At 62.3% G+C, this 25,430-nt stretch carries 24 protein-coding genes; 8 read left to right on the forward strand and 16 right to left on the reverse strand.

Annotated elements, in window-relative coordinates:
* Positions 1-12: 12 nt before the first annotated feature.
* The 4 genes from JQ558_RS11395 to JQ558_RS11410 form a co-directional block, all read right to left on the reverse strand.
* Positions 13-306, reverse strand: coding sequence for a hypothetical protein (locus JQ558_RS11395; RefSeq protein WP_212293730.1), 294 nt, complete (start codon positions 304-306; stop codon positions 13-15).
* Between the two features lie 209 nt (positions 307-515).
* Positions 516-1,097 (reverse strand): CAP domain-containing protein, encoded by a 582-nt coding sequence (locus JQ558_RS11400; protein ID WP_212207105.1) that lies wholly within the window; start codon positions 1,095-1,097, stop codon positions 516-518.
* Between the two features lie 125 nt (positions 1,098-1,222).
* Positions 1,223-1,582 (reverse strand): hypothetical protein, encoded by a 360-nt coding sequence (locus tag JQ558_RS11405; RefSeq protein WP_212207106.1) that lies wholly within the window; start codon positions 1,580-1,582, stop codon positions 1,223-1,225.
* 206 nt (positions 1,583-1,788) lie between these two features.
* Complete coding sequence (locus tag JQ558_RS11410; protein ID WP_212293688.1) at positions 1,789-2,787, reverse strand: ABC transporter substrate-binding protein; 999 nt, start codon at positions 2,785-2,787, stop codon at positions 1,789-1,791.
* A gap of 235 nt (positions 2,788-3,022) precedes the next feature.
* Here JQ558_RS11410 and JQ558_RS11415 point away from each other — a divergent pair, with 235 nt between their 5' ends.
* Positions 3,023-3,502: an ester cyclase gene (locus tag JQ558_RS11415; RefSeq protein ID WP_212274306.1), complete on the forward strand. Its 480-nt coding sequence runs from the start codon at positions 3,023-3,025 to the stop codon at positions 3,500-3,502.
* Positions 3,503-3,643: 141 nt separating this feature from the next.
* Positions 3,644-4,951, forward strand: coding sequence for an adenylate/guanylate cyclase domain-containing protein (locus tag JQ558_RS11420; RefSeq protein ID WP_212207109.1), 1,308 nt, complete (start codon positions 3,644-3,646; stop codon positions 4,949-4,951).
* 34 nt (positions 4,952-4,985) lie between these two features.
* On the opposite strand, the gene JQ558_RS11425 is transcribed toward JQ558_RS11420, so the two are convergent.
* Genes JQ558_RS11425 through JQ558_RS11460 form a run of 8 tightly spaced genes read right to left on the reverse strand, consistent with a single transcriptional unit; the run spans position 4,986 to position 12,993 of the window.
* The gene (locus JQ558_RS11425; RefSeq protein ID WP_212293689.1) at positions 4,986-5,993 is read right to left on the reverse strand and encodes an NAD(P)-dependent alcohol dehydrogenase; all 1,008 of its coding nucleotides are present in this window, start codon (positions 5,991-5,993) and stop codon (positions 4,986-4,988) included.
* Positions 5,994-6,019: 26 nt separating this feature from the next.
* The gene (locus JQ558_RS11430) at positions 6,020-6,790 is read right to left on the reverse strand and encodes a glucose 1-dehydrogenase (RefSeq protein WP_212293690.1); all 771 of its coding nucleotides are present in this window, start codon (positions 6,788-6,790) and stop codon (positions 6,020-6,022) included.
* Positions 6,791-6,804: 14 nt separating this feature from the next.
* Complete coding sequence (locus JQ558_RS11435; protein WP_212293691.1) at positions 6,805-7,572, reverse strand: SDR family NAD(P)-dependent oxidoreductase; 768 nt, start codon at positions 7,570-7,572, stop codon at positions 6,805-6,807.
* On the reverse strand, positions 7,569-8,684 hold the full coding sequence (locus JQ558_RS11440) for an ABC transporter ATP-binding protein (protein ID WP_212293692.1): 1,116 nt from the start codon (positions 8,682-8,684) through the stop codon (positions 7,569-7,571). The genes JQ558_RS11435 and JQ558_RS11440 overlap by 4 nt, the downstream gene beginning before the upstream one ends.
* Positions 8,685-8,709: 25 nt before the next feature.
* Positions 8,710-9,567, reverse strand: a complete 858-nt coding sequence (locus JQ558_RS11445; RefSeq protein ID WP_212207114.1) for a carbohydrate ABC transporter permease — start codon at positions 9,565-9,567, stop codon at positions 8,710-8,712.
* Positions 9,560-10,435, reverse strand: a complete 876-nt coding sequence (locus JQ558_RS11450; RefSeq protein ID WP_212293693.1) for a carbohydrate ABC transporter permease — start codon at positions 10,433-10,435, stop codon at positions 9,560-9,562. The genes JQ558_RS11445 and JQ558_RS11450 overlap by 8 nt, the downstream gene beginning before the upstream one ends.
* A 44-nt stretch (positions 10,436-10,479) precedes the next feature.
* Positions 10,480-11,763 (reverse strand): ABC transporter substrate-binding protein, encoded by a 1,284-nt coding sequence (locus JQ558_RS11455; RefSeq protein WP_212293694.1) that lies wholly within the window; start codon positions 11,761-11,763, stop codon positions 10,480-10,482.
* 57 nt (positions 11,764-11,820) lie between these two features.
* Positions 11,821-12,993 (reverse strand): ROK family transcriptional regulator, encoded by a 1,173-nt coding sequence (locus tag JQ558_RS11460; RefSeq protein ID WP_212207177.1) that lies wholly within the window; start codon positions 12,991-12,993, stop codon positions 11,821-11,823.
* 334 nt (positions 12,994-13,327) lie between these two features.
* Between JQ558_RS11460 and JQ558_RS11465 the strand changes: the two genes are divergently transcribed.
* Positions 13,328-14,086: an SDR family NAD(P)-dependent oxidoreductase gene (locus tag JQ558_RS11465; protein WP_283814168.1), complete on the forward strand. Its 759-nt coding sequence runs from the start codon at positions 13,328-13,330 to the stop codon at positions 14,084-14,086.
* A 205-nt stretch (positions 14,087-14,291) separates the two neighbouring features.
* Here JQ558_RS11465 and JQ558_RS11470 read toward each other — a convergent pair whose 3' ends face one another.
* Together JQ558_RS11470 and JQ558_RS11475 are read right to left on the reverse strand one after the other, a co-directional pair.
* On the reverse strand, positions 14,292-14,846 hold the full coding sequence (locus JQ558_RS11470) for an ActR/PrrA/RegA family redox response regulator transcription factor (RefSeq protein ID WP_192736382.1): 555 nt from the start codon (positions 14,844-14,846) through the stop codon (positions 14,292-14,294).
* A 147-nt stretch (positions 14,847-14,993) separates the two neighbouring features.
* A complete protein-coding gene (locus JQ558_RS11475) occupies positions 14,994-16,343 on the reverse strand; it encodes an ActS/PrrB/RegB family redox-sensitive histidine kinase (RefSeq protein WP_212207118.1) in 1,350 nt (449 codons plus the stop codon).
* A 259-nt stretch (positions 16,344-16,602) separates the two neighbouring features.
* Between JQ558_RS11475 and JQ558_RS11480 the strand changes: the two genes are divergently transcribed.
* The 4 genes from JQ558_RS11480 to JQ558_RS11495 all read left to right on the forward strand — a co-directional run bounded on the left by JQ558_RS11480 (position 16,603) and on the right by JQ558_RS11495 (position 20,739).
* Positions 16,603-17,397 (forward strand): ABC transporter ATP-binding protein, encoded by a 795-nt coding sequence (locus JQ558_RS11480; RefSeq protein WP_212274297.1) that lies wholly within the window; start codon positions 16,603-16,605, stop codon positions 17,395-17,397.
* Complete coding sequence (locus tag JQ558_RS11485; protein WP_212293696.1) at positions 17,394-18,212, forward strand: ABC transporter permease; 819 nt, start codon at positions 17,394-17,396, stop codon at positions 18,210-18,212. The genes JQ558_RS11480 and JQ558_RS11485 overlap by 4 nt, the downstream gene beginning before the upstream one ends.
* Positions 18,213-18,339: 127 nt before the next feature.
* On the forward strand, positions 18,340-19,689 hold the full coding sequence (locus JQ558_RS11490) for a polyhydroxyalkanoate depolymerase (RefSeq protein ID WP_212207121.1): 1,350 nt from the start codon (positions 18,340-18,342) through the stop codon (positions 19,687-19,689).
* A gap of 198 nt (positions 19,690-19,887) precedes the next feature.
* Positions 19,888-20,739, forward strand: coding sequence for a M48 family metallopeptidase (locus tag JQ558_RS11495; protein WP_212293697.1), 852 nt, complete (start codon positions 19,888-19,890; stop codon positions 20,737-20,739).
* 234 nt (positions 20,740-20,973) lie between these two features.
* Here the strand turns inward: JQ558_RS11495 and JQ558_RS11500 are convergent, their stop codons facing one another.
* Complete coding sequence (locus JQ558_RS11500; RefSeq protein WP_212293727.1) at positions 20,974-23,232, reverse strand: penicillin-binding protein 1A; 2,259 nt, start codon at positions 23,230-23,232, stop codon at positions 20,974-20,976.
* A gap of 233 nt (positions 23,233-23,465) precedes the next feature.
* On the opposite strand from JQ558_RS11500, the gene JQ558_RS11505 reads away from it, so the two are divergent.
* Positions 23,466-23,888 (forward strand): DUF1330 domain-containing protein, encoded by a 423-nt coding sequence (locus JQ558_RS11505; protein WP_212207123.1) that lies wholly within the window; start codon positions 23,466-23,468, stop codon positions 23,886-23,888.
* Between the two features lie 207 nt (positions 23,889-24,095).
* On the opposite strand, the gene JQ558_RS11510 is transcribed toward JQ558_RS11505, so the two are convergent.
* On the reverse strand, positions 24,096-25,322 hold the full coding sequence (locus JQ558_RS11510) for an ABC transporter substrate-binding protein (protein ID WP_212207124.1): 1,227 nt from the start codon (positions 25,320-25,322) through the stop codon (positions 24,096-24,098).
* Positions 25,323-25,430 lie beyond the last annotated feature (108 nt).

The following is a 25,430-nucleotide window of genomic DNA, read 5'->3' on the forward strand; positions in this document are numbered from 1 at the left end:
GCGTCCTCTATTTCACCTCCCGTGCGTCCTTACCCGGTCGCGCTCTTCTTCGGCGTAATTATCCTTGGTGGCCTGGTCCGTGATCTGCTTCTCGGCGCGGGTCCGGCTCCGATTGCGCATGATGCCGTAGGCTATCGCCAGGCCAAGAACGACGGCGCCGACGAACCACAGCGCAACCGGTATATGCGATCCCGTTTCAACCGGTACTCCCTGTGCAGCGAGCTTGTCCGGAAGGAAGATGATGGCGGATAGCGCCAGAAGCGCCGCCCGCCGGCCTTGCCCGATCGTCCGTGAAATCCAACCCATCTCGATTGTCCTTTTCGGATAGAGTGGGATCAATCGCGGTGCACGGCTAACGTTCCAGCGCCGAAGGTGCGGGAACCCGGAGCGCGACGGCCGCCGACACGCAGGATGCACGCTGTGTGGGGTTCCTCGACATGCGTGCAATTTCGCCGCAGGTGACTTTTTGCCGATGTTGGCTTGCGGGTGTTATCCGTCAGCCGCCGCACTCCGCCTCAAATGCAAAGGCTGAGTATCTTGATGCGGCAGTCGCTTGATTTTGGCCGGGATGCGGGAGCGGCGTCACGTTTCACAGCAACAAGCGGCTCCGTCTCTTTCTTGTTCTTGCCCTTGGGCCGCTTCGGCTCGTAATCGCCGGCGATCACCATGGCCCAGTAGGTGCGCTTGCCGCTGGCATCCCTGGCGCTCGCGATCCCGACGCGTGACGCATTTTGCAAGAGCAGGTTCTTGCGGTGTCCGGAGGAGTCGATCCACTGGCCGAGCGTCTTCTCGAAACTCTCATATCCATAGGCAATGTTCTCGGCGGCGCGGCCCGCACCCGCCGGCGCGACCCGCCTGGTGAACGGGCCGAGCACCTCATGGCTGAGCTCATTCTTCGCCGCCATCGCCCGCGCCTGATCCATCGCGATGCGGTCGAGGGTTGCATCGCGCACGACGCGGACCTGGCCATGCTTGAGGCGGAAGCCGGAGATCAGGTCAGCCGGCGATTCGGCGGCCATCGCGGGCGCGGCCAGCAGCAGAAAGCCAGCGGCCAGTCCGCCAACGGCGCGTCGCGTCATTGTCCCCCAAATGCCCATTGTTCAATAAACCAGCGCCATAATCCGGCTGCTTATCCATCGTCAATGTGGACGACTCAAGGCAGGGGACGTGTATTCCCTGGCCCTTGACCGGCAGCGGGCGGGGTCGTCAGGCAACAGCTCGATCAGCCGCAGTTCCAGACCGCTCCGACCGGCGTCCGCGTCCAGCACGGGCCAAAACTGCCGCCATTGTAGCGGCCACCGTAAAAGCCCGGCCGGCCGAAATAGCGCCAGGCGCCATCGTACCCGTAATAGCGTGGCACCGGATCGATATACCAGGGCCGCTGGTTGCGGCGCGCTGCGCGCAAAACCGCAGCTCTCTGGGTGTAAGCCGGGCGGCTGTTGTTCGGCGGCTGATGATAGCCCGGCAGGAAGCCGTAGCCCTGCCAGCGCGGCGCCGGCCGCTTATGAGCCGGCGCAGCCTGCGCGACGACCGGCAGGAGTGAGAAGACGACAGCAATCAATGCAAACACGAGGCGAGACATGGGCAATCCATAGAGGACCGGCTGCTGTGAGGCGACTCAAATCTTAGTGCATGCTCCTGCGCAACTGTCCCGGCTCGCTTGCGAAGCGACTGCTTTGCGCCATGAGCGGCCAGTCGCAAATCGAATAATAACGATGTCTGCTTTTCACTCAGAAGCGGCCATCGCCCGCCAGATCAGCCATGTCCAAAAAGTGCCAATAGGCGACTTTATTCGATCACCTCGTCGGCGCGGGCGAGTAATGCCGGAGGAATCGTGAGACCTATTGCCTTTGCGGCCTTCAGGTTAATCACAAACTCGTATCGCGTCCCTTGGACATACGGCATCTCGCTTGGTTTGCCACCGCGAAATATCTCAGCCACCTGCGCAATAGCGACCCGAATGGCGTTCTTGTGGTCCATGGAATAAGACATCAATCCTCCGGCTTCCACCTGCTCGCGAAAAACAAACATCGTCGGGAGACCGATTTGCTGGGCGAGTTTAACGAGAAGAAAGCGATGAGCGTAGGCGATAGTAATATTTGCAATCACAAGTCCATCGGCTTGGTCCCGCTGGATGGCTTGAAAAGCGTCGCTGTATGCCTGTTCAGTGACCGGAGTGGACACGGGCGCATGCGCTAACGCAATACCGAGTCTTTGAGCTACCTCCCGCGTCTCCTTGCCGCCCGCAGCCTCCCAACCCGCTTGCGTTGAGACGAAAAGCACGTTGCGAGCCTTTGGGATGGCTTCGGCAAGCAGTTCAAGACGCTTACCCCAAAGTTCAACGCCAGCATCAACGCTAACCCCCGTAACGTTTCCGCCCGGATGCGACAGGCTGGATACCACTCCAAATCGAATCGGATCGCCAGTGATGGCAACGATGGGAATTGTGCCAGTCGCCGCTTTCAATGCGAGTGTGATCGACGTACCCAAAGCAAAGATCACGTCTGGATGCGCGCTGACGATTTTGGCTACGAGGTCGCCATATTCCCGTGTCCCGTCAGCCGAAAACCTGTCGATGATCAAATTCTGACCTTCGATATAACCAAGGCGCTGGAGTTCCTGAAGACCCAACGTGTAACCCGGGTCGCCTCCAATCCGCATGTCGGCAACCTTTAGCGCAGGGTCAGCTAGTGCGAGCCGCTTCATCTTCGCTGGCTGCTGCGCCCGCCCAGCGATTGGAGACATGGCCACGCCGCCGATTATCCCAATGAACTCGCGCCGTCTCATGCCCGCCTCCCAGGATCAGGATGCGGGGGAAGTGTATCTGTCCAAGCCCGATGCTTGGAAGGTGTTGTCGGCGGTCGAAGGAAGTATATTTGGGTGGGGTCCAATGTCCCTTTGGGTCCAACAGCGGCTATTCCCTTCAGCGGACATTGCGCCACCGCATTTCAAACTAGGAGGGCCGGTTCTCGCTCGCCTGTTCGCCTCAACGTGCTAGAATTTGGCGTGCTGGGGGATTGCAATGCTCAGCGCCGATCGGCGCCGGCTCACAAGGAGCATTATCATGGCGAATGCAATTGATATCGCAAAGGCCGCAGTCATCGCATACAACGAAAAGGACTGGAGCAAGGCCAAGGACATCTTGGCTGCCAACGCCGTGTACGACGAGAAGGGAACGAACCGTCGCATCACGGGCGCCGGCGAGATCATCGAGGCCTGGCAGGGGTGGGCCAAGGCGTTCCCCGATTCGAAAGCCACATTCGTGCGCGAGTTCGCGAGCGGGGACACCGCGATTCTCGAGCTGGTGTGGAAAGGCACGCACACGGGCCCGCTACAGACACCAACAGGTACCATTCCGCCTTCGAACAAGCCGATCGAAGTGCCGGCTTGTCAGGTCGTCCAGGTCGAGGGTGGCAAGGCCAAGAGCGCCTCGCACTATTTCGACATGCTGACGATGCTCGCACAGATCGGCGCCACTGGCGCGGTAAAGACCGCCGCGTGAAGGGCAAAGGCATTCCGTGCAATTGGAGAAGCCCGCCGGCGTGAGCCGGCGGGTGCACGCAAAGGACGACGATCGGAGCCGAGCTCGATGCCGTTCGTCCTTCGAGAAGACCGAGGACTGCAATAAACAGCGCGCGGACCCATGAATGACTTCGTATTGCCTACCACGCGATACGCGCTCAGCGGCGATACAAACATCGCATATCAGACCATGGGCGGCGGCCCCATCGACATTCTCATGGTTCCCGGGATCGTGTCCCATGTCGAATTTTCACACGAGCTTCCAGGATACACGGCCTTTTTGCGCCGCCTTTCGACATTCGCACGCGTCGTCACATTCGACAAAAGAGGTCAGGGATTATCAGACAGGCTTTCCGGCACTCCGCCGCTTGAACAGCGCATAGATGACGTTCGTGCCATCATGGACGACATCGGATCACGCCAAGCCGTGCTTTGGGGTTTCTCCGAAGGCGCCCCGATGAGCGCCCTGTTTGCCGCCACCCATCCCGACCGGGTGTCGCATCTCATTCTCTTCGGCGGCTATCCGAAGGCATTCGCCACGGAAGCAATGATCCTGGAACGCGTCAGGCTTTGGGGGACCGGAGCCATGATCAAGCAGCTGATCCCCGATCAAGCAGCGGATCCCGAAGCCGTTGCCCAGTTTGCGAAGTTCCAGCGGCTATCGGCAAGTCCGGGAACCTACAAGGCGTTCGGCCTGTTGAATATCCTCATCGACATCAGGCCGATTCTTCCCAGCGTGCGCGTGCCGACGCTGGTGCTTCATCGGCGCAGCGATACCCTCGTTCCCATTGAGCATGGTCGCAATCTTGCAGCGCAGATACCTGCTGCAAAATTCATCGAGTACGAAGGAGGCAATCACGCATTCTGGACCGGTGATGTGGATACGCTGATTGGTGACGTCGAAGAATTTGTAACGGGACACCGCGAAAGCTCATCGGACAGTCTTGAGCGGGTGTTAGCCACCGTTCTTTTCACCGATATCGTTGAATCGACGCGCCGCGCCACCGAATTGGGCGACCAGACATGGCGGAGATTGCTGGATAGCCACGATCAAATCGCAAGGCAGATGATCGAGAAGCATCGCGGAAGTTTGATCAAGACCACGGGCGATGGAATTCTGGCGACGTTCGACGGACCGGGTCGCGCCGTTCGATGTGCCCTGGCATTCGAAACGGCGGCCAAGCAGATTGGATTGCCGCTGCGCGCGGGGCTGCATACCGGCGAGGTCGAAATGAGAGGTCGTGATATCGGCGGCGTCGCCGTGCACGCGGCGGCCCGCGTCATGGGGGAATGTGGTCCCAGCGAGGTTCTGGTATCGAGAGTCGTCACCGACTTGGTGGCCGGCGCGGGCCTGAAGTTCTCCGAACGCGGATCGCATGAACTGAAAGGCCTTCCGGGTCGCTGGGATCTCTTCGCGGCGAGCGTCTAAGCTTCGCATCGCGCGCGGAGACAAAATCCTCAGCTTACGGAAACGCGATCGTGATCTTGCCGAAATGGCCGGCCTGCTGCATCAGCCGCAGCGCGTCCGGCACTTCGGTGAAACCGAGCGTTCGGTCGATCACGGGTTTCATGCGGTTCTGCCCGATCGCCGCGGCCATGTTTTCAAACATTTTTCGGCTGCCGACGGAGAGCCCGATCACGTGCAGATTCTTGCTGAACAGACTCGGGATCGAAATCTGCTGGGAAAAGCCGGACAGCACCCCGATCACGAGGATGGTGCCACCGACGCGCGCGGCCTCGATCGATTGCGCAAAAGTGTCCTTGCCGCCGACTTCGACGACGTGATCGACGCCGCCGCCGGCCCAGTTCGCGGCGGCCTTGCCCCATTCGGCGACCGCGCGATAGTTGATCGTATGGTCCGCGCCCAGCGCTTTCGCGCGTTCGAGTTTTTCGTCGCTCGACGACGTCACGATCACAGTGGCGCCCGACAGCTTGGCGAACTGCAGCGCGAAAATCGAAACCCCGCCGGTGCCCTGCACCAGGACGGTCTGACCGGGCCGCAGATGGGATTCGTCGAACAGCGACCGCCAGGCGGTGAGCCCAGCGCATGGCAACGTGGCGGCCTCCACAAAACTCAAATGATCGGGAATGCGGCTGACGCCTTCGGCGTCAAGCAGCAGCAGTTCCTGCAGCACACCCGGGCGCGTTCCGCCAAGCGCGAGGCGGCGGCCGCTGGCTGAAGGCCCGCCGTCGAACCAGGATTGAAAGAACATCGGGCACACACGATCGCCGACCGCGACCCGGCTGACGCCGGCCCCCACGGCGGCAATCTCGCCGGCTCCGTCGGAGAATGGGATCAGCGGAAGCCTGTAGGCGCCGCCCTGGCCCGTCACGGTCAGAAGGTCGCGATAGTTCAGCGATGCCGCACGCATTCGGACGACGACCTGGCCGGGGCCCGGTTCGGGCTCCGGCCGATCGACCAGTTCCAAGGCGTCGATCGACCACTCGCGTTCGACTTGCCAGACTTTCAACAAAGCCTCCCGTATTTTCGGCGATGCTACGCCGCGAAATACCCGCCGTCGACCACCTGCGACGCGCCGGTCATGAACGACGCCTTGTCGGAACACATCCAGACCACGGCTTCCGCGATTTCCTCGGGCACGCCCATGCGGTTCATCGGCACCTTCGCCAACGTGGCATCGAGCCGCGTCTCCACCACCTCCCTGGTCATGGGTGTTGTGATATAGCCGGGATTGACGCAGTTCACGCGGATGCCGTCCTGCGCATACTCGATCGCCGCGGTCTCTGTCAGCCCAACCACGCCGTGCTTCGCCGCCACATAGTGCCCGGATGTCGCCAGACCGATCAGCCCGGCGATCGAGGCGGTGTTGACGATGGCGCCGCCACCGCCTTGCGCCAGCATCTGCACGATCTCGTGCTTCATGCAGAGCCACACGCCGGTGAGGTTGATCGCGAGCATGGTGTCGAACGAGATCTGGCTGAGTTCGTGCAGGCACTGGCGTCCGGGGCCAACCGATCCTCCGGCAACGCCGGCATTGTTGAAGGCGCAGTCGATCCGTCCATAGGCCGCCACGGTGCGCGCGACCATCGCCGAAACGTCGGCTTCCGCGGTGACGTCGCCGCCGATCGCAATCGCCTGACCGCCGGCCGCATTGATCAGGGCGACGGTCCCGGCCGCGTTCTCCTCGGTGCGGTCGGCCACCGCCACCCGCGCGCCCTCGCGCGCCATTGCCAGCGACGTCGCGCGTCCGATGCCCGAAGCGCCGCCCGTTACCAGCGCCACCTTGCGCTCAAGAATGCCTGCCATGTCTTTGTCTCCTGCTAACCTAGGCCGCCATCGACCGTGAAGCACTGGCGCGTAATTCGGCTGCTTTCGTCGGACGCCAAAAACAATGCCATGCGCGCGATGTCGTCGGGCGTCACCGCGTCGGGAATATCCTGACGCGTGCGTAGCTCGGCGATCTTCTGCTCGTCAGGATACCACAGCCGGCGCTGGCGCTCGGTGATCACCATGCCGGGTGCGATGGCGTTGACGCGAATGCGATCAGGTCCAACCGACCGGGCCAGGGAATTGGTGAAGCCGACAATCGCCGCCTTTGCCGCCGCGTAGACCGGCAGCCCCGGTGCGCCGCGCATCCATGCCACGGACGACATGTTGATAATCGAGCCGCCACCTCGCGCCCGCATCTGCGGCACCACGGCCTGCGAGGCAAAGAAAACGTGCTTGAGGTTGACGGCGATCGACCAGTCGAATTCTTCAGGCGTCACCTCTGAAAGCACCTGGCGCTGATCGTTGGCGGCGTTGTTGACCAGCACCGCGGTATCGCCGAGCGCGGCGTGGACCTGCTCCATTGCAGCGCGCAAGGCGTCGATATCCAGCAAGTCGCAAGGCACGAACAGCGGCGCCGAGCCGGATGCGTCCGTTACCTCGCGTACCAACGCTTCGCCGGCGGCGGCGTCGATGTCGAGGAAGGCGACACGGGCCTTTTGTGCGGCGAATGCCCGGACGAACGCGGCGCCGATGCCGCTGGCGCCTCCGGTGATCAACACGACGCGACCCGCAAGGCTAGGGTAAAGGGCGTGGGTCATGCGATCAGACGCTCCGTCACCGGGTCAAACAGGCAAATCCGACGCGTGTCCAGCGCGAAGGCGGCAAGCGCCCCCGGCTCGGGCCTGATGTCCGGCGAGATGCGCGCCAGCACCTGCTCACCGCCGAGCCGCAGCAACACAATGGTCTCCGCGCCGGTGGGCTCGACCATCTCGACCGGCGCCTGGACGACGATCGGTGCGCCCGATGCGCCCGAAAAACTGCGGCTGCCCTCGGCAATGCATTCCGGCCTGATGCCCAGCACCACTTCGCGGTCGACAAAGGCCGCGGCCGCGTCGTATCCCTGCGGGCGAAGGCGGACCTCGTCCGGCCGCCCGGCGCCGATCACCACCACCGGCCCGCCATCATCAGCCACCAGCCGCGCCGGCATCGTGTTCATGGGCGGCGAGCCCATGAAGCGGGCGACGAACAAATTGGCCGGATAGCGGTACACCGTATCCGGATCGGCGAATTGCTGAACCTCGCCGTGATGCATCACCGCGATCCGCGTCGCCATTGTCATCGCCTCGATCTGGTCGTGGGTGACATAGACGATGGTGGCGCCGATGCGCTGGTGCAGCCGCTTGATCTCCATCCGCATCTCGACGCGCAGTTTGGCGTCGAGGTTGGAGAGCGGTTCGTCGAACAGGAACAGCAGGGGATCGCGCACCAGGGCGCGGCCCATCGCCACGCGCTGGCGCTGGCCGCCGGACAATTGCGACGGCTTGCGGCCGAGCAACGGCTCGATCTGCAGCAGCCGCGCGACATTCGCCAGCGCCTTCTCCTGCTCCGCCTTCGGAACATGGCGGCATTCCATGCCGAAGGTGATGTTCTGGCGCACCGTCATCGACGGATAGAGCGCATAGGACTGGAACACCATCGCGATGTCGCGGTCCTTCGGCGCGATGTCGTTGACGACCCGTCCGCCGATTTCCACGGTCCCCGCGCTGGGACGGTCCAGCCCGGCCACGACGTTGAGCAGGGTGGATTTTCCGCAGCCGGATGGCCCGACCAGCACGGTGAATTCACCGCTCTCGATGTCGAGGTCGATCCCCTTCAACACTTCCAGATTGGCGTACCGCTTCGACAGGGCACGAATGCTCAACGCTGCCATGACTTCCCCTTCAATGACTTCCCCTTCATTTCACGGCGCCGGCGGTAAGGCCGCGTACGAAGTATTTGCCACCGATCAGATAGATCAACAGGGTAGGCAGGGCCGCGATCATCACCGCGGCGCTTTGCACGCCATGATGCGGGATATCGGCGACCGCGGCCGAGAGCGCGATCAGCGCAGCCGTGACCGGCTGCTGTTGGCCGGTCGTGAATGTCACGCCATAGAGGAACTCGTTCCAGATATGCGTGAACTGCCAGATCACGGTGACAACCAGGATGGGCGGCGAGAGTGGGAGAATGATGCGCCAGAAAATACGAAAGAACCCCGCGCCATCGATGCGCGCGGCCCTGATCAACTCCTGCGGGATGGCAACGTAGTAGTTTCGGCAGAACAGGACGGTAAAGGAGAGTCCCTGGATCGTGTGGATCAGCACCAGGCCCGTTAGCGTGTTCATCAGGCCCGTATCGCGCAACACGATGGTCCAGGGCAGCAAGCGCATCTGTTGCGGCAGGAAGATGCCCAGCGTGACGATGCCGTAGATCCAGTTGTCGCCGCGAAAGCGCCAGAGCGAAACCGCGTAACCGGCGACCGCACCAAGCAGGGTGGAAAAGATCGTCGCGGGAATGGTGACGAGCGCGGAGTTCAACATGTAGGGGCGGATGCCGACACAGGTCTGCGCCACGCAGAAGTCGGACCAGGCTGTGAGGTAGTTGCCAAAGGCCCACTGCCGCGGCCAGCCGATCATCGAGGTCTGGACGATTTCCTCATTGCTGCGCAGCGAATTCAGCACGACGACGATCAGTGGTACGAGCCACGCCGCCGCGATCAGCGAAACGACGAGATAAATCAGCATGCGGCTCGGCGCGAAGGTTCGATCACGCATGGGGGGCCCGACGTTGCTGGAGATATTGCCGCGCCGCGTACGGCAGAAGCACCGAGAGAAGAATCAGCAACATCAGCACGGCCGCCGCCGCCCCCCGGCCGAGCAGGTTGCGCTGGAACATCAGGTCGTAGACGACAAGGGCCGGCAACTGGGTCGCGATTCCAGGGCCGCCGTTGGTCAGCGCGCGGACGAGGTCGAATGTCGAAATGGCGAACTGCAGCTGGATCACGATGACAGTTATGGTGATCGGCCAAAGCGTCGGCAGGATGACGCGCCGGTACATCCGGACCGGTCCGGCGCCGTCGATCTGCGCCGCCTTGATCAGGTCGGCATCGACGGACCTGAGGCCGGCGAGGAAGAGCGCCATGGCGAAGCCCGAGGATTGCCAGATCGCAGCGATGACGATCGTCCAGATCGCCATGTCGCGGTCGATCAGCCAATCGAACCGGAAGGAAGTCCAGCCGAAATCGTGGACGAGCTTCTGGATCCCGATGCCGGGATTGAGCAGCCAGCTCCAGACCGTGCCGGTGACCACGAACGATACCGCCAGGGGGTAGAGGAAGATGGACCGCAGTACGTTCTCGCCGCGAATGCGCTGATCGAGCAGGATCGCGAGTGTGAGACCTGTCACCAGGCTGAGCAGCACGAACGCACTGCCGAACAGCAGCAGATTGTCGAAGGCGATTTGCCAGTTCCGCGACGCCAAAACCGAGGTGTAGTTGCGCAAACCGACCCAGCCCGACACCGGGACCAGCGTGGACGGCGTGAATGAGATCCAGATGGTCCACAGCGAAAACGAAACGAGGTGCGCGGCCGACAACAGCAGCGGTACCCAGATCGTCAGATACTCGGGCAGCCGGCGCACCATTTCTGGTGTCGTCGTCCGCCCTGCTCGCGGTGACGCGGCGTCTCTCAACGCGCGCTCTCGACGGCCTCGGCGAGGCGGGTGACCGCCTGCTCCGGCTTGATCGTCTTGTTCTTCACATACTCCGTGATCACGTCGATCAACGCAGCGGTCAGGCCGTTTTCCTGTGCCATGTTGTGCGCGACGCTGAGAACCGCCTGATTGCTGGCGATCGCGTCTTTCAGCGCTGCTGCGGTTCGGCGTTGACCGTCCGACCAGCCTTCGCCGGAAAGATCAACATCGGTGCGCACGGGTATCGATCCCGTGATCTGCGAATACATGGTCTGGATGGCGGGATCCATGACGAGTTGCGCCATCAGCGCCTGGCCGGCCTGCAGGTCGGGCTCCTTGCGCTGCCAGAATATGAACGCGTCGGCATTCAACAGGAACACCGGCTTGCCGTTGTCGCTGGGGCCGGGCGCAATCATGAAGTCCTCGAACTTGAAACCGGCATTGCGCAACACACCCTGCGCCCACCCGCCCATGATCATCATGCCCATGTCACCGTCGACGAAGCGCTTCAGGTTGGTCGAAAAGTGCTGGGCGCCGACGTTGGGGTCCATCCAGTCGGCGATCTTGCGCACCTGGACGAAGGCGGCCTTGATCTCGGGGCCCTCGAGGGCCTTCTTGTCGAGGTTCATGATGGCTGCGCGGTATGCGGCGGGACTGATGCCTGCCAGGGAGGCCTCGAATTTCTGCCCGTCATCGGGGCGGGTGCCGCCGTTGGCGATGGGATAGGCAACTCCGCCCGCTTTCATCTTTTCGGCCAGGTCGTTGAAGTCTGCCCATGTGACGGGGATCTTGTCGGCCTTGGCCTTGTCCATCGCGCGCTTGGACAGAAACAGCATGTTGGTGCTGTAGATCTGCAACGGCAGCGCAATCCACTTGCCACCGGGCTTGTGCAGTTTCGCAAGGTCCGGGGCAACGACCTTTTCGTAGCCGGCCGCAGCGACCAGTTCATCGAGACTCACGGTCGGGGCGATCTTCGACCAGGCCGCAATCTCGGGTCCCTTGAGCTGCGAACAGGCCGGCGGATCGCCGGCCATGATCTGGGCACGCAGCTTGTTCATCATTTCGGTGGTGAAGCCGGGGACGGGCGAGTGCTGCCAAATCCCGCCCTTCTCCTCGAATTTCTTGCCGAGCGCCGTGATCGCCGCCCCATCGCTGCCGGCAGACCATTGCGAGATGGCGGTCAGGCGCGGCTTGATCGCGCTTTGCGCGCGGGCGAACGCCGGCAGCGCGAGCGCGGCTGCGGATCCAGCGAGCAGACGACGCCTTGTGATCATTGGCATGGTACGTTCCTCCCGGTTTCAAAACCTTGACGCGTTGGCCGCGTCGTTCATTGCTTGTCAGGCGGCCTCCGCCGATGAGGCCGGCATGCCGCCGCGGCAGGCCAGACAGCAGGCTGCAAAGGCCAGTGCGGCATTCGGATCATTGCCGCTCGAAGGCGGCACGAAAGCGAGTGACACCTGGGCGAATTTTCGCCCGCCCATCACGCAGGCATCGATCCCGTCGACCAGCGCCTTTCGATCTGCTTCCGCGAGAACAGACGGCCAGCCGCTGATGGCCACGCCGGCACAAGGCTTGACGTTCAGCGTGTTGCCGATTGCAAGGCCAAGCCGGAACAGCCGGCGCCGCAACTCCTGGCGCACGCCGGCTGGGATCGTGATCGCATTTACCCACTCGTCGCCGAGCTGCAGCAATTCCGCCTCACCAACACCGAGAAGTCCGGCCAAGGCCGGAAGCGACGTATAGGCCTCGACACAGCCGTGATGGCCGCAGCGACAAGATGGGCCGCCATCGCCGAACACCATGTGGCCGAGCTCGACCGGCTGCAAAGCATCGGCTTCGATCGGGTCGTCCATCCAGGCGCCTCCCACGCCCTGGCCGACAAAGACGAACAGATGCGGCCCGGCAAACGGATAATCTTCCGTGCGGCAGCGATGAAACGTGGCATGCGCCACGACCGAATTGGTGATCGCGACCGGCACGTCCGCAAACATCTCGGCAAGCATGCCGCGAACGCGCTTGACGTCGCACGGAATGATCGGATTGACGAGCTCGCTCAATCGGCCAAGCCCCGGGACCGAAACGCCGATCTGCGAGAGCTGAACCCGATGCTGCCGCGTCCAGTCCTGCAGCGATTGCAGCGCCTGGTGAAACAGCCGGCTGACGGATTTGACGGTCGGCGATTTAGCCAGCGGCAGGCGTTCGGTAAAATGCAGTTCGCCGGAAAGCCCGCCGACCCCGACGGTCAGCCGCTGGCCGGTCAGCTCGATGGCCGCCAGCCTTACCGAGCTGTCGAGAGATACCAAACCTGTCGGGCCACCGAAATAAGGCGCAGGCTGTTTCACTTCCTCGATCAGGCCCTCCGCCTTCAGATCGAACAGGATGCGCGACAGGCTCGCCTCGGACAGGCGCACGGCCTTGGCCAAAGGCGGTCGAAACATGCCGCCCGACTGAAGCAGATGCCCCAGAATGGCCGCACGCGTCTGCCGCCGACTTCTCGGCTGCTCCGGCATTTCCGTCCCTGTCGTCATTCTTACTTAGTGTAAGAATGTGCGCGCGAAACATTTCAACTGTCAAGCCGCTTGCCGGCTCAAGGCATGGGTTGCGGTTGTGCGCAGGCGGCAGGATTGGTGGTGCAAACGTTCGCTTCGAAGCGGCCGGCTGATCAGTACCGTTCGCGCCTTCGCGCAAACCCGTGGTGTCGCAAATCTGATATGTGGCCGCTGGCGCGCTGCGCCGAGATGACGAGCGCCGGCGGTTGTGGTCTATCTCTCGCTGCGCAGCGGGCCCTGGAATCAAAATAGAATCCGGCATCGGCGCCCGCGTCCAGCAACGGTGGATCATTTGATGGCTGCAATCTATCCAGATCTCGAGGGCAAAACTGTATTGGTCACCGGCGGTGGATCGGGGATAGGCGCGTCGATCGTGCGTGGCTTTGCGCGGCAGAAGGCCAAGGTTGGCTTTCTCGACATCGCCAGAGATCCTTCGACGCGTTTGGTCGATGAACTCGCTTCACAGGGATTTGCAGTCCGATATGAATATTGCGATGTTACCAACATCGATCATTTGCGTGCCGCGATCGATCAGATCAGGGCCAGCCTTGGGCCGATTCGCGTGTTGATCAACAACGCGGCGCATGATGACCGGCATACGGTCGAGAGCGTCACGCCGGAATATTGGGATGACAGAATTGCCGTCAATCTGAAGCACCAGTTCTTTGCCGCTCAAGCCGTCTTGCCGGACATGCAAGCCGCAAAAGACGGCGCGATCGTCAATTTCGGATCGATCTCCTGGATGACCGCGCAGGGCGGGATGCCGGTGTACACCGCTTCAAAGTCGGCCGTGCTTGGATTGACACGCGGGCTCGCGCGCGATTACGGCGTCTGGAATATCCGCGTCAACGCCATCGTTCCCGGCTGGATCATGACGGAGCGACAGATCGAAAAATGGGTTACGCCGCAAGGCGAGGCCGACCTGATGAAGGCGCAGTGCCTCAAGCGCAAACTCTATCCGGACGACATCTCCCGGGTCGTGGTGTTTCTGGCCTCGGAAGAAGCGAGCGCGTGCACCAGTCAGCACTATGTCGTCGACGGCGGGAGAACGTGAAGGGTGAGATCGCGAAGTTGTGTTTGCTTGCGATAACCCATCCACGTCGTCCCGGCCTTGAGCCGGGACCCATACGCCGCGGCCCATCGGTGAGAACGCTGGCGTTAGCGACCTTCTGCAACAATGACCGCCGCGGAGTATGGGTCCCCCGATGTGCAATTGCACATCTGAGCTCAAGGCCGGGACGACATCTCGGGGAGGACAGTTACCGCGGCGCGCGCTTGGCCAGAATGCGCTGCAGGGTGCGGCGGTGCATGTTCAGGCGCCGCGCGGTCTCCGAGACGTTGCGGTTGCACATTTCATAGATGCGCTGGATGTGTTCCCAGCGCACGCGGTCCGCCGACATCGGGTTCGCCGGCAGTTCGGATTTCTCGGTGCCGCTGGCTAGCAACGCTGCGACCACGTCGTCGGCGTCGGCGGGCTTCGAGAGATAGTCGACCGCGCCCATCTTCACCGCCGTGACGGCGGTGGCGATGTTGCCATAACCGGTCAGCACGATCGCGCGCGCCTCGGGGCGCTTGCGCTTCAGCGCCGACACCACGTCGAGCCCGTTACCATCGCCGAGCCGCAGATCCACGACGGCGAAAGCGGGCGCGGAACGGCCGATCTGGGCGAGACCGTCGGACACGGTATCGCACGACGTCACGGCGAAGCCGCGGCTTTCCATCGCGCGCGACAGGCGCTCCAGAAACGGCTTGTCATCCTCGACGATCAGGAGCGAGCGGTCGGTGAGGTCGTTCAGTTCGGTGATGGCGTTCAAGATCGGGTATCCCCGGTTGATGGTGCACTATAGCGTTTTCGAGCGAAGTGGGTACCGGTTCGCGTGAAGAAAACGCGTCAAAACAGACAACTACGATATGGCGTGACCAGACGGCGCTGCCAAGGCCCTCAATAGTCGATCAGGCTGTCATTCGCGGTCGCTGGAACCATTCCAGGAGTCGGTTTCCGGCGCCGTGTCGTCCGCCTCGAAGCGTTCGCGCGGCCAGACGATTTGTACCACAGCGCCGTGATCGGGAAAGGTCCGGTTGGTAAACGAGACCTTGGCGCCGGTGCGCTCCAGCAGGGTACGGGCGATGAAGATGCCGAGCCCAAGGCCGGCGCGCGCGCCTTGGTCCTCATCTGTGCTGCGCCGCCGCGATAAATAGGGCTCGCCGATGCGTTTCAGCATGTCGGGGGCGATGCCCGGGCCGTCGTCGGAAATGATCATCTCGACCGTATCCGCGTTCCACCAGGCGTTAACCTCGACCGTGGTCCGGGCGAAATCGACCGCATTTTCCAGAATGTTGCCAACGCCATAGAGGATGGCGGGGTTACGGGCGCCGACCGGCTCACGCGTTGCTGCGACCGCTAGCCGCACCTTGATGGCGACGCCGAAATCGCGGTGCGGTGCAACCGTTTCCTCGATCAGCGTCGACAGCGGCATGCGATCGAACGGTGCGCCGGAGGAGGAGAGCTGGGTGATCTTGGCCAGGATCTCACGGCAGCGTTGCGCCTGCTCGCGCAGGGTTTTGAGGTCGCCGGCGAGCTGTTCGTTGCCATCAACCGTCTTTTCGAGTTCACGCGAAATCAGGAAGATCGTCGACAGCGGCGTGCCGAGCTCGTGCGCCGCAGCGGCGGCAAGGCCGTCGATCTGGGTGAGGTGCTGCTCGCGGGTCAGCACCAGTTCAGTGGCCGCCAGCGCGTCAGACAGTTTCCGGGACTCCTCGGTGACCTGGAACGCATAGAGCGAGGTGACGCCGATCGCGACCAGGATCGAGAGCCAGACGCCGAACAGGTAGATCGGCGGCAGCACCATCGGGTCTTCGCTGTCCCATGGCAGCGGCAGATGGAAAAACACCAGGGCGGAGGCGCAGGCGACCGCGAGCACACCAAGTGCAATGGTCAGCCGGATCGGCAGCGCCGTCGCCGAGATCAGGACGGGGGCCAGGAACAGGAACGAGAACGGATTTTGCAGCCCGCCGGTGAGGAACAGCAGCGCCGCAAGTTCGACGATGTTGAGCGCAAGCAAGGCGGCCGCATAGACCGGTTCCAGCCGCTGCATCGGATTGAACGCGACCTGCAGCGCGAGATTGACCAGCGCCGAGAGGCCGACAATGGCGACGCAAGGAATGATGGCAACGTCGAACTCCAGCCCGTGCGCCACGATGAAGATCGCGGTGAGCTGGCCGAGCGCCGCCAGCCAGCGCAGCCGCAATATCGTATCGAGACGGACATGGCGGAGTGGATGGCGAAAATCGGAGCCGGAAATTTCAGTCATTCCGCAACTTTAGCCGCGCAGCGCCGCGATCACAAATTTGCGCAGTCATTCCGTCCGGTCGGGGGCCTGCATGGTTCGCTCGGCGATGCAGTCGTCCGGAGACGCGCGGCGCTGCCGCGCTCCTCACCATGAGGGTAAAGACTATCCCCTCATGGTGAGGAGCCGCGAAAGCGGCGTCTCGAACCATGCAGGCCCGCCCGCCGCCAGGCATTCCGAACCCTTGCGCTATCAGCCCTGATGGCTCAATGAACGGGTGGAAATGGTCAATAGCGACGCCACGCCAGCGCAATCGCCCGCAGCCGGTCCGGCAGGATCCGCCGCGATCGAGGTCGCGCATCTGATCAAGCTCTACAAGACTACCCGCGCGGTGGACAATGTCTCGTTTCGCATCGCGCGCGGCAGCATCACCGGCCTGCTCGGCGGCAACGGCGCCGGCAAGACCACGACGATAGCGATGATCATGGGTCTGGTGCTGCCGACGTCGGGCCGTATCCAGGTGCTGGGACATCCGATGCCCGAGCAAAGCGCCGAAGTGCTGGGCCGGATGAATTTCGAAAGCCCCTATGTCGACATGCCGATGCGGCTCACGGTGCGGCAGAATCTCACCATCTTCGGCCGGCTCTATGCGGTGGAGAACCTGCGCGAGCGCATCGCGCAGCTTGCCGCCGATCTTGATCTCGAGGAGTTCCTAGACCGCGCCAGCGGAAAACTCTCCGCTGGCCAGAAGACCCGCGTTGCGCTCGCGAAAGCGCTGATCAATCAGCCCGAACTGTTGCTGCTGGACGAGCCGACGGCCTCGCTCGACCCGGATACGGCCGATTGGGTGCGGCAGCATCTGCAGGATTACCGCAAGACACATGATGCGACGATATTGCTGGCATCGCACAACATGCTGGAAGTGGAGCGGCTGTGCGATCGCGTCATCATCATGAAACGCGGCCGGATCGAGGATGACGACAGTCCCGATCAGATCATGGCGCGCTACAACCGCGCGACATTGGAAGAAGTGTTCCTCGACGTCGCGCGCGGACGGGTGAGGGAAGGCACGCCATGAGCGGGATCGCGATTCATCACGGAATTTCGGTACACCGCATCAACGCGATGGTGCTGCGTTATTGGTATTTACTGATGTCGTCCTGGCCGCGGCTTCTGGAGCTGATCTACTGGCCGGCGCTGCAGATCATCACCTGGGGCTTCCTGCAGAATTACATTTCGCAGACGTCGGGATTTTTCGCCCAGGCCGGCGGCTCGCTGATCGGCGCGGTCATCCTGTGGGACATCCTGTTCCGCGGCCAGCTCGGCTTTTCGATCTCGTTCCTCGAGGAGATGTGGGCGCGCAACCTCGGCAATCTGATGATGAGCCCGCTGAAGCCGATCGAGTTCCTGATCTCGCTGATGGTGATGAGCCTGATCCGGCTTGCGATCGGCGTGATCCCGATGACGCTGCTGGCGCTGTTCTGCTTCGACTTCAATTTTTTCGCCATCGGCCTGCCGTTGATCGCGTTCTTCTGCAATCTGATCTTCACCAGCTGGTCGATCGGGATCTTCGTGTCGGGTCTGGTGCTGCGCAATGGCCTCGGCGCCGAGAGCATCGTCTGGACGCTGATGTTCGGCCTGATGCCGCTCGCCTGCGTCTATTATCCGGTGTCGGTGCTGCCGGTCTGGCTGCAATATCTCGCCTGGACGCTGCCACCGACTTACGTGTTCGAGGGCATGCGGGCGCTGTTGATCGACCACGTGTTCCGGACCGACCTGATGGTGTGGTCGCTCGCGATCAACGCGGTGCTGTTTATCGCGTCATTTGCGATCTTTCTTGCCCTTTTGCGCAGCGCTAAACACCACGGCTCGCTGCTCGGCGGCGGTGAATAAGTCGTAAATTCCCGTGTATTTCTGGGGTTTTTGGCCGTTTCGCTCCGTATATATACGGAGGTGTGCATTGACGCGTTATTGCGCATTCGGCACTATGCTGCGGCGCAAAACAGGGGTCTAGAATTCAATGCCGATTGGTGAGTTTGGCGGAGCACCGCCACTGGTGGCCGAAGGCAGTCCGGCACTTACGACGCCGATGTACTGGATGTACGAAATGGGCCACGCGTCGCTCAATCCGGCACGCGCCGTGACGGATGCCACGAAGATCCTGTTTCAGAACCCGCTCAATCCGTGGTCGCACACCGAATTCGGCAAATCGATCGCCGCGGCCTGCGAATTGTTCGAGCGCACCACGCGCCGTTACGGCAAGCCCGATTGGGGCCTCGACACGACCGAAGTGAACGGCGTCCGCACGCCGGTCGAGGTTCGTTCGATCTGGGAAAAGCCGTTTTGCCGCTTGCTGTATTTCGATCGCAAGCTGACGCGGCCGCTGCGCAGCCCGCAGCCGCGGGTGCTGATCGTGGCGCCGATGTCCGGTCACTACGCCACCCTGCTGCGCGGCACCGTCGAAGCCTTCCTGCCGACGCATGAAGTCTACATCACCGACTGGTCCGACGCGCGGATGGTGCCGCTGGCGGAAGGCCGTTTCGATCTCGATGACTATGTCGACTACGTGATCGAGATGCTGCACGTGCTCGGCGGCAACATGCATGTCATCGCGGTGTGCCAGCCGTCGGTGCCGGTGGTCGCAGCGGTTTCCGTGATGGAAGCCGCCAACGATCCCTTCGTGCCGCTGTCGATGACGCTGATGGGCGGCCCGATCGACACCCGTCGCAATCCGACCTCCGTGAACAATCTCGCCGCCGAGCGCGGAATCGAATGGTTCCGCAATCACGTCATCACCAAGGTGCCGTTCCCGCACCCCGGCGTGATGCGCGACGTCTATCCAGGCTTCCTGCAGCTTTCGGGCTTCATCACGATGAATCTCGATCGCCACACCGACGCCCACAAGGCGCTGTTCAGCAATCTGGTGAAGGGCGACGGCGATCTGGTCGACAAGCACCGCGAATTCTATGACGAATATCTCGCGGTGATGGATTTGACCGCAGAATATTACCTGCAGACCGTCGACGTCGTTTTCGTCAAGCATGCGCTGCCCAAGGGCGAGATGATCCATCGCGGCAAGCTGGTTGATCCGTCGAAAATCCGCCGCGTCGCGTTGATGACGGTCGAAGGCGAGAACGACGACATTTCCGGTCTTGGACAAACCGAAGCGACGCACTCGCTGTGCACATCGATTCCCGATCATCGCCGCGTGCATTATGTGCAAAAGGGTGTTGGGCACTACGGTGTGTTCAATGGTTCGCGGTTCCGCTCCGAAATCGTGCCGCGCATTTCCGATTTCATGCTGTCTTCGGCCAATACCAAGCCGAAATTGGTCGCTGCATCAGACAAATTGGTTGGGGCTGCCGAGTAACGGCAATCCTGGCGTCGATTCGGCGGCGCATGTAAGCCGCTGAATTGATTTAAAGAATCCGGATTCGCAGGTCCCTGAAGGGATGAGTTCAGACTCATCTCTTGGACCTGATTATGAACGATGATTCTACCTAAAATTTTTGGTTCCAGCCCCTGCCGGTAGGGGCGGAATAGAGTCCAGCCCCTGTATATTGGGCAAATGATTTGTTTTTGCGCCGAGCGGTTTCAGTGGCGGCTTGAGTGGCAGCGGTTATGGCAGAATCCGGGCGAACTCTTGCCCCCCGGACTGTCAGACATGGCTACTCGCGCCCTCCTCTATCGGCGGCCCGCCGAACCCGCGACTCTTTTGGTCAAACACGGCTCGCAATTCTTTGCGATTCGGCTGCGCCGGCACCGCCGCGCGCGCCGCTACACGTTACGCATTCATCCGACCGATCGCGAGGCGATCCTGACCATGCCGCCGCGCGGCACGCTGGTGGAAGCAAAGGACTTTGCGCAGCTTCATGGCGGCTGGATCGCCGCACGTCTCGGCCGCCTGCCGAAGGCCGCACCGTTTCATGCTGGCACAGTGGTACCGCTCCGCGGTGTTCCGCATCGCATCGTGCATCGCGCCGGCGAGCGCGGCACGGTGTGGACCGAAACCCGCGACAGCGGCGAGAAGGTTCTGTGTGTCGCCGGCGGCGCCGAGCACATGGACCGCCGCGTCCATGATTACCTCAAGCGTGAAGCGCGCAAGGATCTGCACAAGGCATCATTGGCCTATGCGGAAGAACTCGGCGTCAGGGTCAAGCGGGTGTCGATCCGCGATCAATCAAGCCGCTGGGGCTCCTGCACTTCGGCCGGATCATTGTCGTTTTCCTGGCGGCTGATCCTCGCGCCGCCCTTTGTGCTGGACTATCTCGCTGCGCATGAAGTCGCCCATCTGGTTGAGATGAACCATTCGCCGCGGTTCTGGCGGGTCGTCGCGAAGGTCTGCGGCCATGTCGAGCGCGCCAAGTCCTGGCTCGACACCCACGGCAACGATCTGCATCGTTACGGGGTCGAGGATTAGGGTAGTCGCGGGCAATCGTACCCCGGATGAAGCGCAGCGAGATCCGGGACGGTCGTGCAACCGATGGGCTCATCCCGGATGGCGTGGAGCCTGTCATCGGGCGCGCTTCGCGCGACCCGTTGGCCCTATCCGGGCTACAAAGCTACGCGATTCAGGACTGAGCAAAAACAAGCACGTGCTTACCGTGCATGGGGTTGTTTCCGCAGTTTTTGTTCTTGAGCCGCCGCACCGCGTCTAGCGATTCCCGCCGAACACGCGGTCCATCAGCCATCCATCCAGTCCAGCGGCCGCCTCAGGGCGTGCCGATGGATTCGGCGGCGGCGCCGACGTGCGGGTCGGTGGCTGGCGATAGCCGCCGCCCGAGGGGTTCGGTGCAAGCGGCACCGGCGCTTGCGCCGATGGCTGATACGATGGCTGCGGCGGCGCGCTGACCTGCGAGGCGGGGAACAGATTTGACAGCAGGCCGCCGCCGCCGGCCTGTGATTTCGGCAGGTTCGCAACCGGCACGCCCTGATGGGCCGATCGCATGAAGCGGGTCCAGACCTCGACCGGCAAGCCGCCGCCGGTGGCCTTCTTGGTCGGCGAATTGTCGTCATTGCCGAGCCAGACGCCGGTGACGAGGTTTGCGGTATAGCCGATGAACCAGGCGTCGCGGAAATCCTGACTGGTGCCGGTCTTGCCGGCGGCCATCCATCCCGGAAGCTCCGCCTTGCGCGCGGTGCCCGACAGCAGCGTCTCCTGCATCATGGTGTTCATCATCGAGACGTGCCGCGGCTCGATCACCTGGCTCAGCTGATCCGGCTGCCGCTTGTACAGCACCTTGCCTTCATTGGTGCGGATCTTGGTCACGACATGCGGGGAAACGCCGAGCCCGCCATTGGAAAATGGCGCAAAGGCGCCGACCAGCTCGAGCACGGAGACTTCCGAGGTGCCGAGCGCGATCGAGGCGTTGGCGTCCAGCTTTGAGGAAATGCCGAGCCGATGCGCGGTCAGCACCACGCTCTTAGGCCCGACTTCGATGCCGAGGCGCACCGCCACCGTGTTGAGCGACATCGAAAGCGCCTGGGTCAGCGTCACCGACCCGAAATATTCATGGGTGTAGTTCTCAGGCCGCCAGCCTTTGATATCGATCGGCGAATCCTGCCGGATCGTTTCAGGCGTCAATCCCGCTTCGATCGCGGTGAGATAGACGAACGGCTTGAAGGCCGAGCCGGGCTGGCGCTTGGCGGTAACCGCGCGGTTATATTGGCTCTCGGCATAGTTCCTCCCCCCGACCATGGCGCGCACCGCGCCGTCAGGCGTCATCGCCACCAGCGCGCCCTGGGTGACGTTGAACTTCACGCTCTTCGCGGCGAGTTCGTCGATGATGGAGGCTTCCGCCACGCTCTGCAGTTTGGGGTCGATCGTGGTCTCGACCACGATGCTCTGTTCGATCTGGCCGATCAGATCGTCAAGCACTTCGCCGATCCAGTCGGCGACGTAATTGACGGTGCCGGCGCCGACCGGTTTCACATTGTAGGAGGGATGGCCGATCGAGGCCTGCGCCTGCGCATCGGTGATGAACTTGGCATCGGCCATCGCCGCGAGCACGATCTGGGCGCGCTGCTCCGCGCCTTCCGGATTGCGGTTCGGCGCCAGCCGCGACGGCGACTTGACGAGGCCCGCCAGCATCGCGGCTTCCGCGATCGTGACGTTCTTGGCGGACTTGCCGAAATAGCGCTGCGCCGCGGCCTCGACGCCATAGGCGCCGGAGCCGAAGTAGACGCGGTTGAGATAGAGTTCGAGGATTTCCGATTTGGAATGCTTGCGTTCCAGCCAGATCGCGAGTTCCACTTCCTGCAGCTTGCGCGTGATGGTGCGTTCCTGGGTCAGGAACAGGTTCTTCGCGAGCTGCTGGGTCAGTGTCGAGCCGCCTTGCGAGACGCCGCGATGCATGACGTTGGCGACCGCCGCCCGCGCGATGCCGATCGGATCGACGCCGTAATGCGAATAGAAGCGACGGTCCTCGATGGCGATGAAGGCTTTCGGCAGGTAGGGCGGCAAGTCCTTCAGCGAGACATTGGCGCCGGCCATTTCGCCGCGCGAGGCCAGCACGCTGCCGTCGACGCCGACGATCTGAATGGTCGGCGGACGTTTCGGAATCGCCAGCGACTGGATCGCCGGCAGATGCGCGCCGACCCAGATCACGACGCCGACGACCGCAATCGCGGCCCACAGACCGAGCACCGCGCCCCAATAGAACAAGCGTCCGATCCGGAATCCGCCACGCGATTTCGACTGGCGCTTGGCGCCGCTACGGCCTGCGCGTGGCTTGCGCTCGCGCGGCGGCTCGTCGTCTTCGTTTTCGGGTTTGCGCTTGGCTGATGATTTCTTCGGCCTGTCGTCGCTCACAGCGACGCGGTCCTGCGGCGACAGCCGCAATTCGCTCAGCGCGGCGGCGAGCCCGAATTGCGGTTCCTTGCGGCCGCCGGTCTTTTTCCGTCCCCACGCCATACGCAAACGCTGCTCACATCCCGCCCGCCGCAAGCTAACGTCCGCAGTTTAAGGGTCGGTTACGGAGAGGTTAACGCGGGATTAGGAGGTGCGGCGGCGCGTGGTAACGTAGCGTTTTCAAGCGAAGTGGATCCCGGTTCGCATAGCAATCAAGTTTACGCAGATTGCGTATACTTATCTGCGGTAGAAAACGCGTCAAAAAAAGAGAGCAGAATCAGCAGGGAGACCCCGCCATGGGCCACATCGATCCGACCAAGGAAGTGTTCGCGCAATTTCGGGCCAACGACCGGCCGGGGCCGATCCACATGCTCAATCTGGTTCGTCTGCGGGAACAAGCTGCCTATCCCGACGGGCGCAAGGCGTCAGGCGCGGAAGCCTATGCGGCGTATGGACGGGAAAGCGGGCCAGTGTTCGAACGGCTCGGCGGGCGGATCGTCTGGCAGGGGCGGTTCGAACTGATGCTGATCGGGCCGGCGGAAGAGCGCTGGGATCATTGCTTCATCGCCGAATATCCAAGTGTCGCCGCCTTCGCCGAGATGATCCGCGACCCCGTTTATCGGGAAGCGGTGAAACATCGCCAGGCCGCGGTCGAGGATTCGCGGCTGATCCGGCACGCCGTGTTGCCGGTTGGCAAGACGTTTGGGGAGATCCCGTAGCTGGGGCGCCGTTTGCACCACTTGTCATGCGCGGGCAGAAGCGCGAAGCGCGTCTTCGCGCTTAGACGACCCGCGCATCCATCAAGCGAAGCTTCAAATGAAGAACGATGGATTGCCGGGTCGAGCCCGGCAATGACGACTGCCCTTAAAAAAACAAATCGGCGGCCCCGAGGGACCGCCGATCGTTCGTATCGATGGACGTTGAGGCTAGCCCGCCGGGCCGGCGTCCTCGAGGATCGGGCCGAACAGTTCCCAACGCTCGCCATTGAACTTCATCATCTGCAGCTGCTTGTTGACGCGGTAATCGTTGGGGCCGGTGTTGATCTTCATGCCCGGCAGGGCGAGGTCGAGCACGACGTCCTTCAACGAGGCCGCCTGCTTCATCACGTTTTCACGCGTCAGGTTGTCGCCGCACTGTTTGAGCACCTGCACGAGCAGCTGTGCGGTCGAATAGCCATAGGTATTGACCGTGTTCATCTTGTCGCCTTCCGGGAAGTACTTCGCCATGAAGTCGAGATACTTCTGCAGGCCCGGATCGCCCTTCCAGGTCGGATCGGCCGGATCCTTGCCGTACTGAACGCTGATCACGCCCTTCGACGCTTCGAGGCCCGCCGGCTGCAGCGTGGCGCTGACCGGACTGGCGTTGATGTCGAGGATGTGCACCGGCTTCCAGGCGAGTTCGTGGATCTTCCGGATCGCCTGCGCCGCCTGCTTCGGCGTCGTGGCACTGTAGAACAGGGTCGCGCCGGCGTCCTTGATCTTCAGCACTTGCGAATCGATGGTCGGGTCGGAAACTTCATAGGAAGCCTCGGCCACAATCATCTTTGCCGCTTTGTCGCCAAGACCGGCCTTCAGGCCGTTGACATAGTCCTTACCCAGATCGTCGTTCTGGTAGAGGATGCCGATCTTGGCATCCGGATGTTCCTTCAGAATGTACGTGCCGTAGATGCGACCCTCGACGAAGTAGTTCGGGTTGTAGCCCATGGTCCAGGGGAAGTTCTTGGGATCGGTGAACTTCGACGCGCCGGTGGCGGCGAACAGCTGCGGCACCTTCTTGCCGTTGAGATACTTTTGCACGGCGGCGTTCGCCGCGGTTCCGATGACCTGGAAAGTGAGGAGGACTTCATCGCTCTCGACGAGCTTGCGGATCTGCTCGACCGTCTTCGGCGGGCTGTAGGCGTCGTCATACTGGATCAGGTTGACCTTGCGGCCGTTGATGCCGCCCTGGTCGTTGATCATCTTCATGTAGGCGGCCTGCGTCTTGCCGATATTGGCATAGACGGAATAGGCGCCCGAGAACGGCACGGTCTGGCCGATCTTGATTTCGGTGTCGGTCGCGCCGGTATCGTATTTCTTCTGCGCGTAGGCCGACGAAGCCGACAGGGCGATCGCGAGCGCCGTGCCGGTGACCAAATGGAAAATACCATTCTTCATATTGTTCGTTTCCTCATGTGTTGATTGAGCCGATGATCTTGTCTTGGGACTTAATATGACCCGATGGACGCCATCGCTGGTTGCAATAGTGGCGGAACGGATGCTGCA

It is taken from the genome of Bradyrhizobium sp. AUGA SZCCT0160, from assembly GCF_018130105.1.
GTDB lineage: Bacteria > Pseudomonadota > Alphaproteobacteria > Rhizobiales > Xanthobacteraceae > Bradyrhizobium.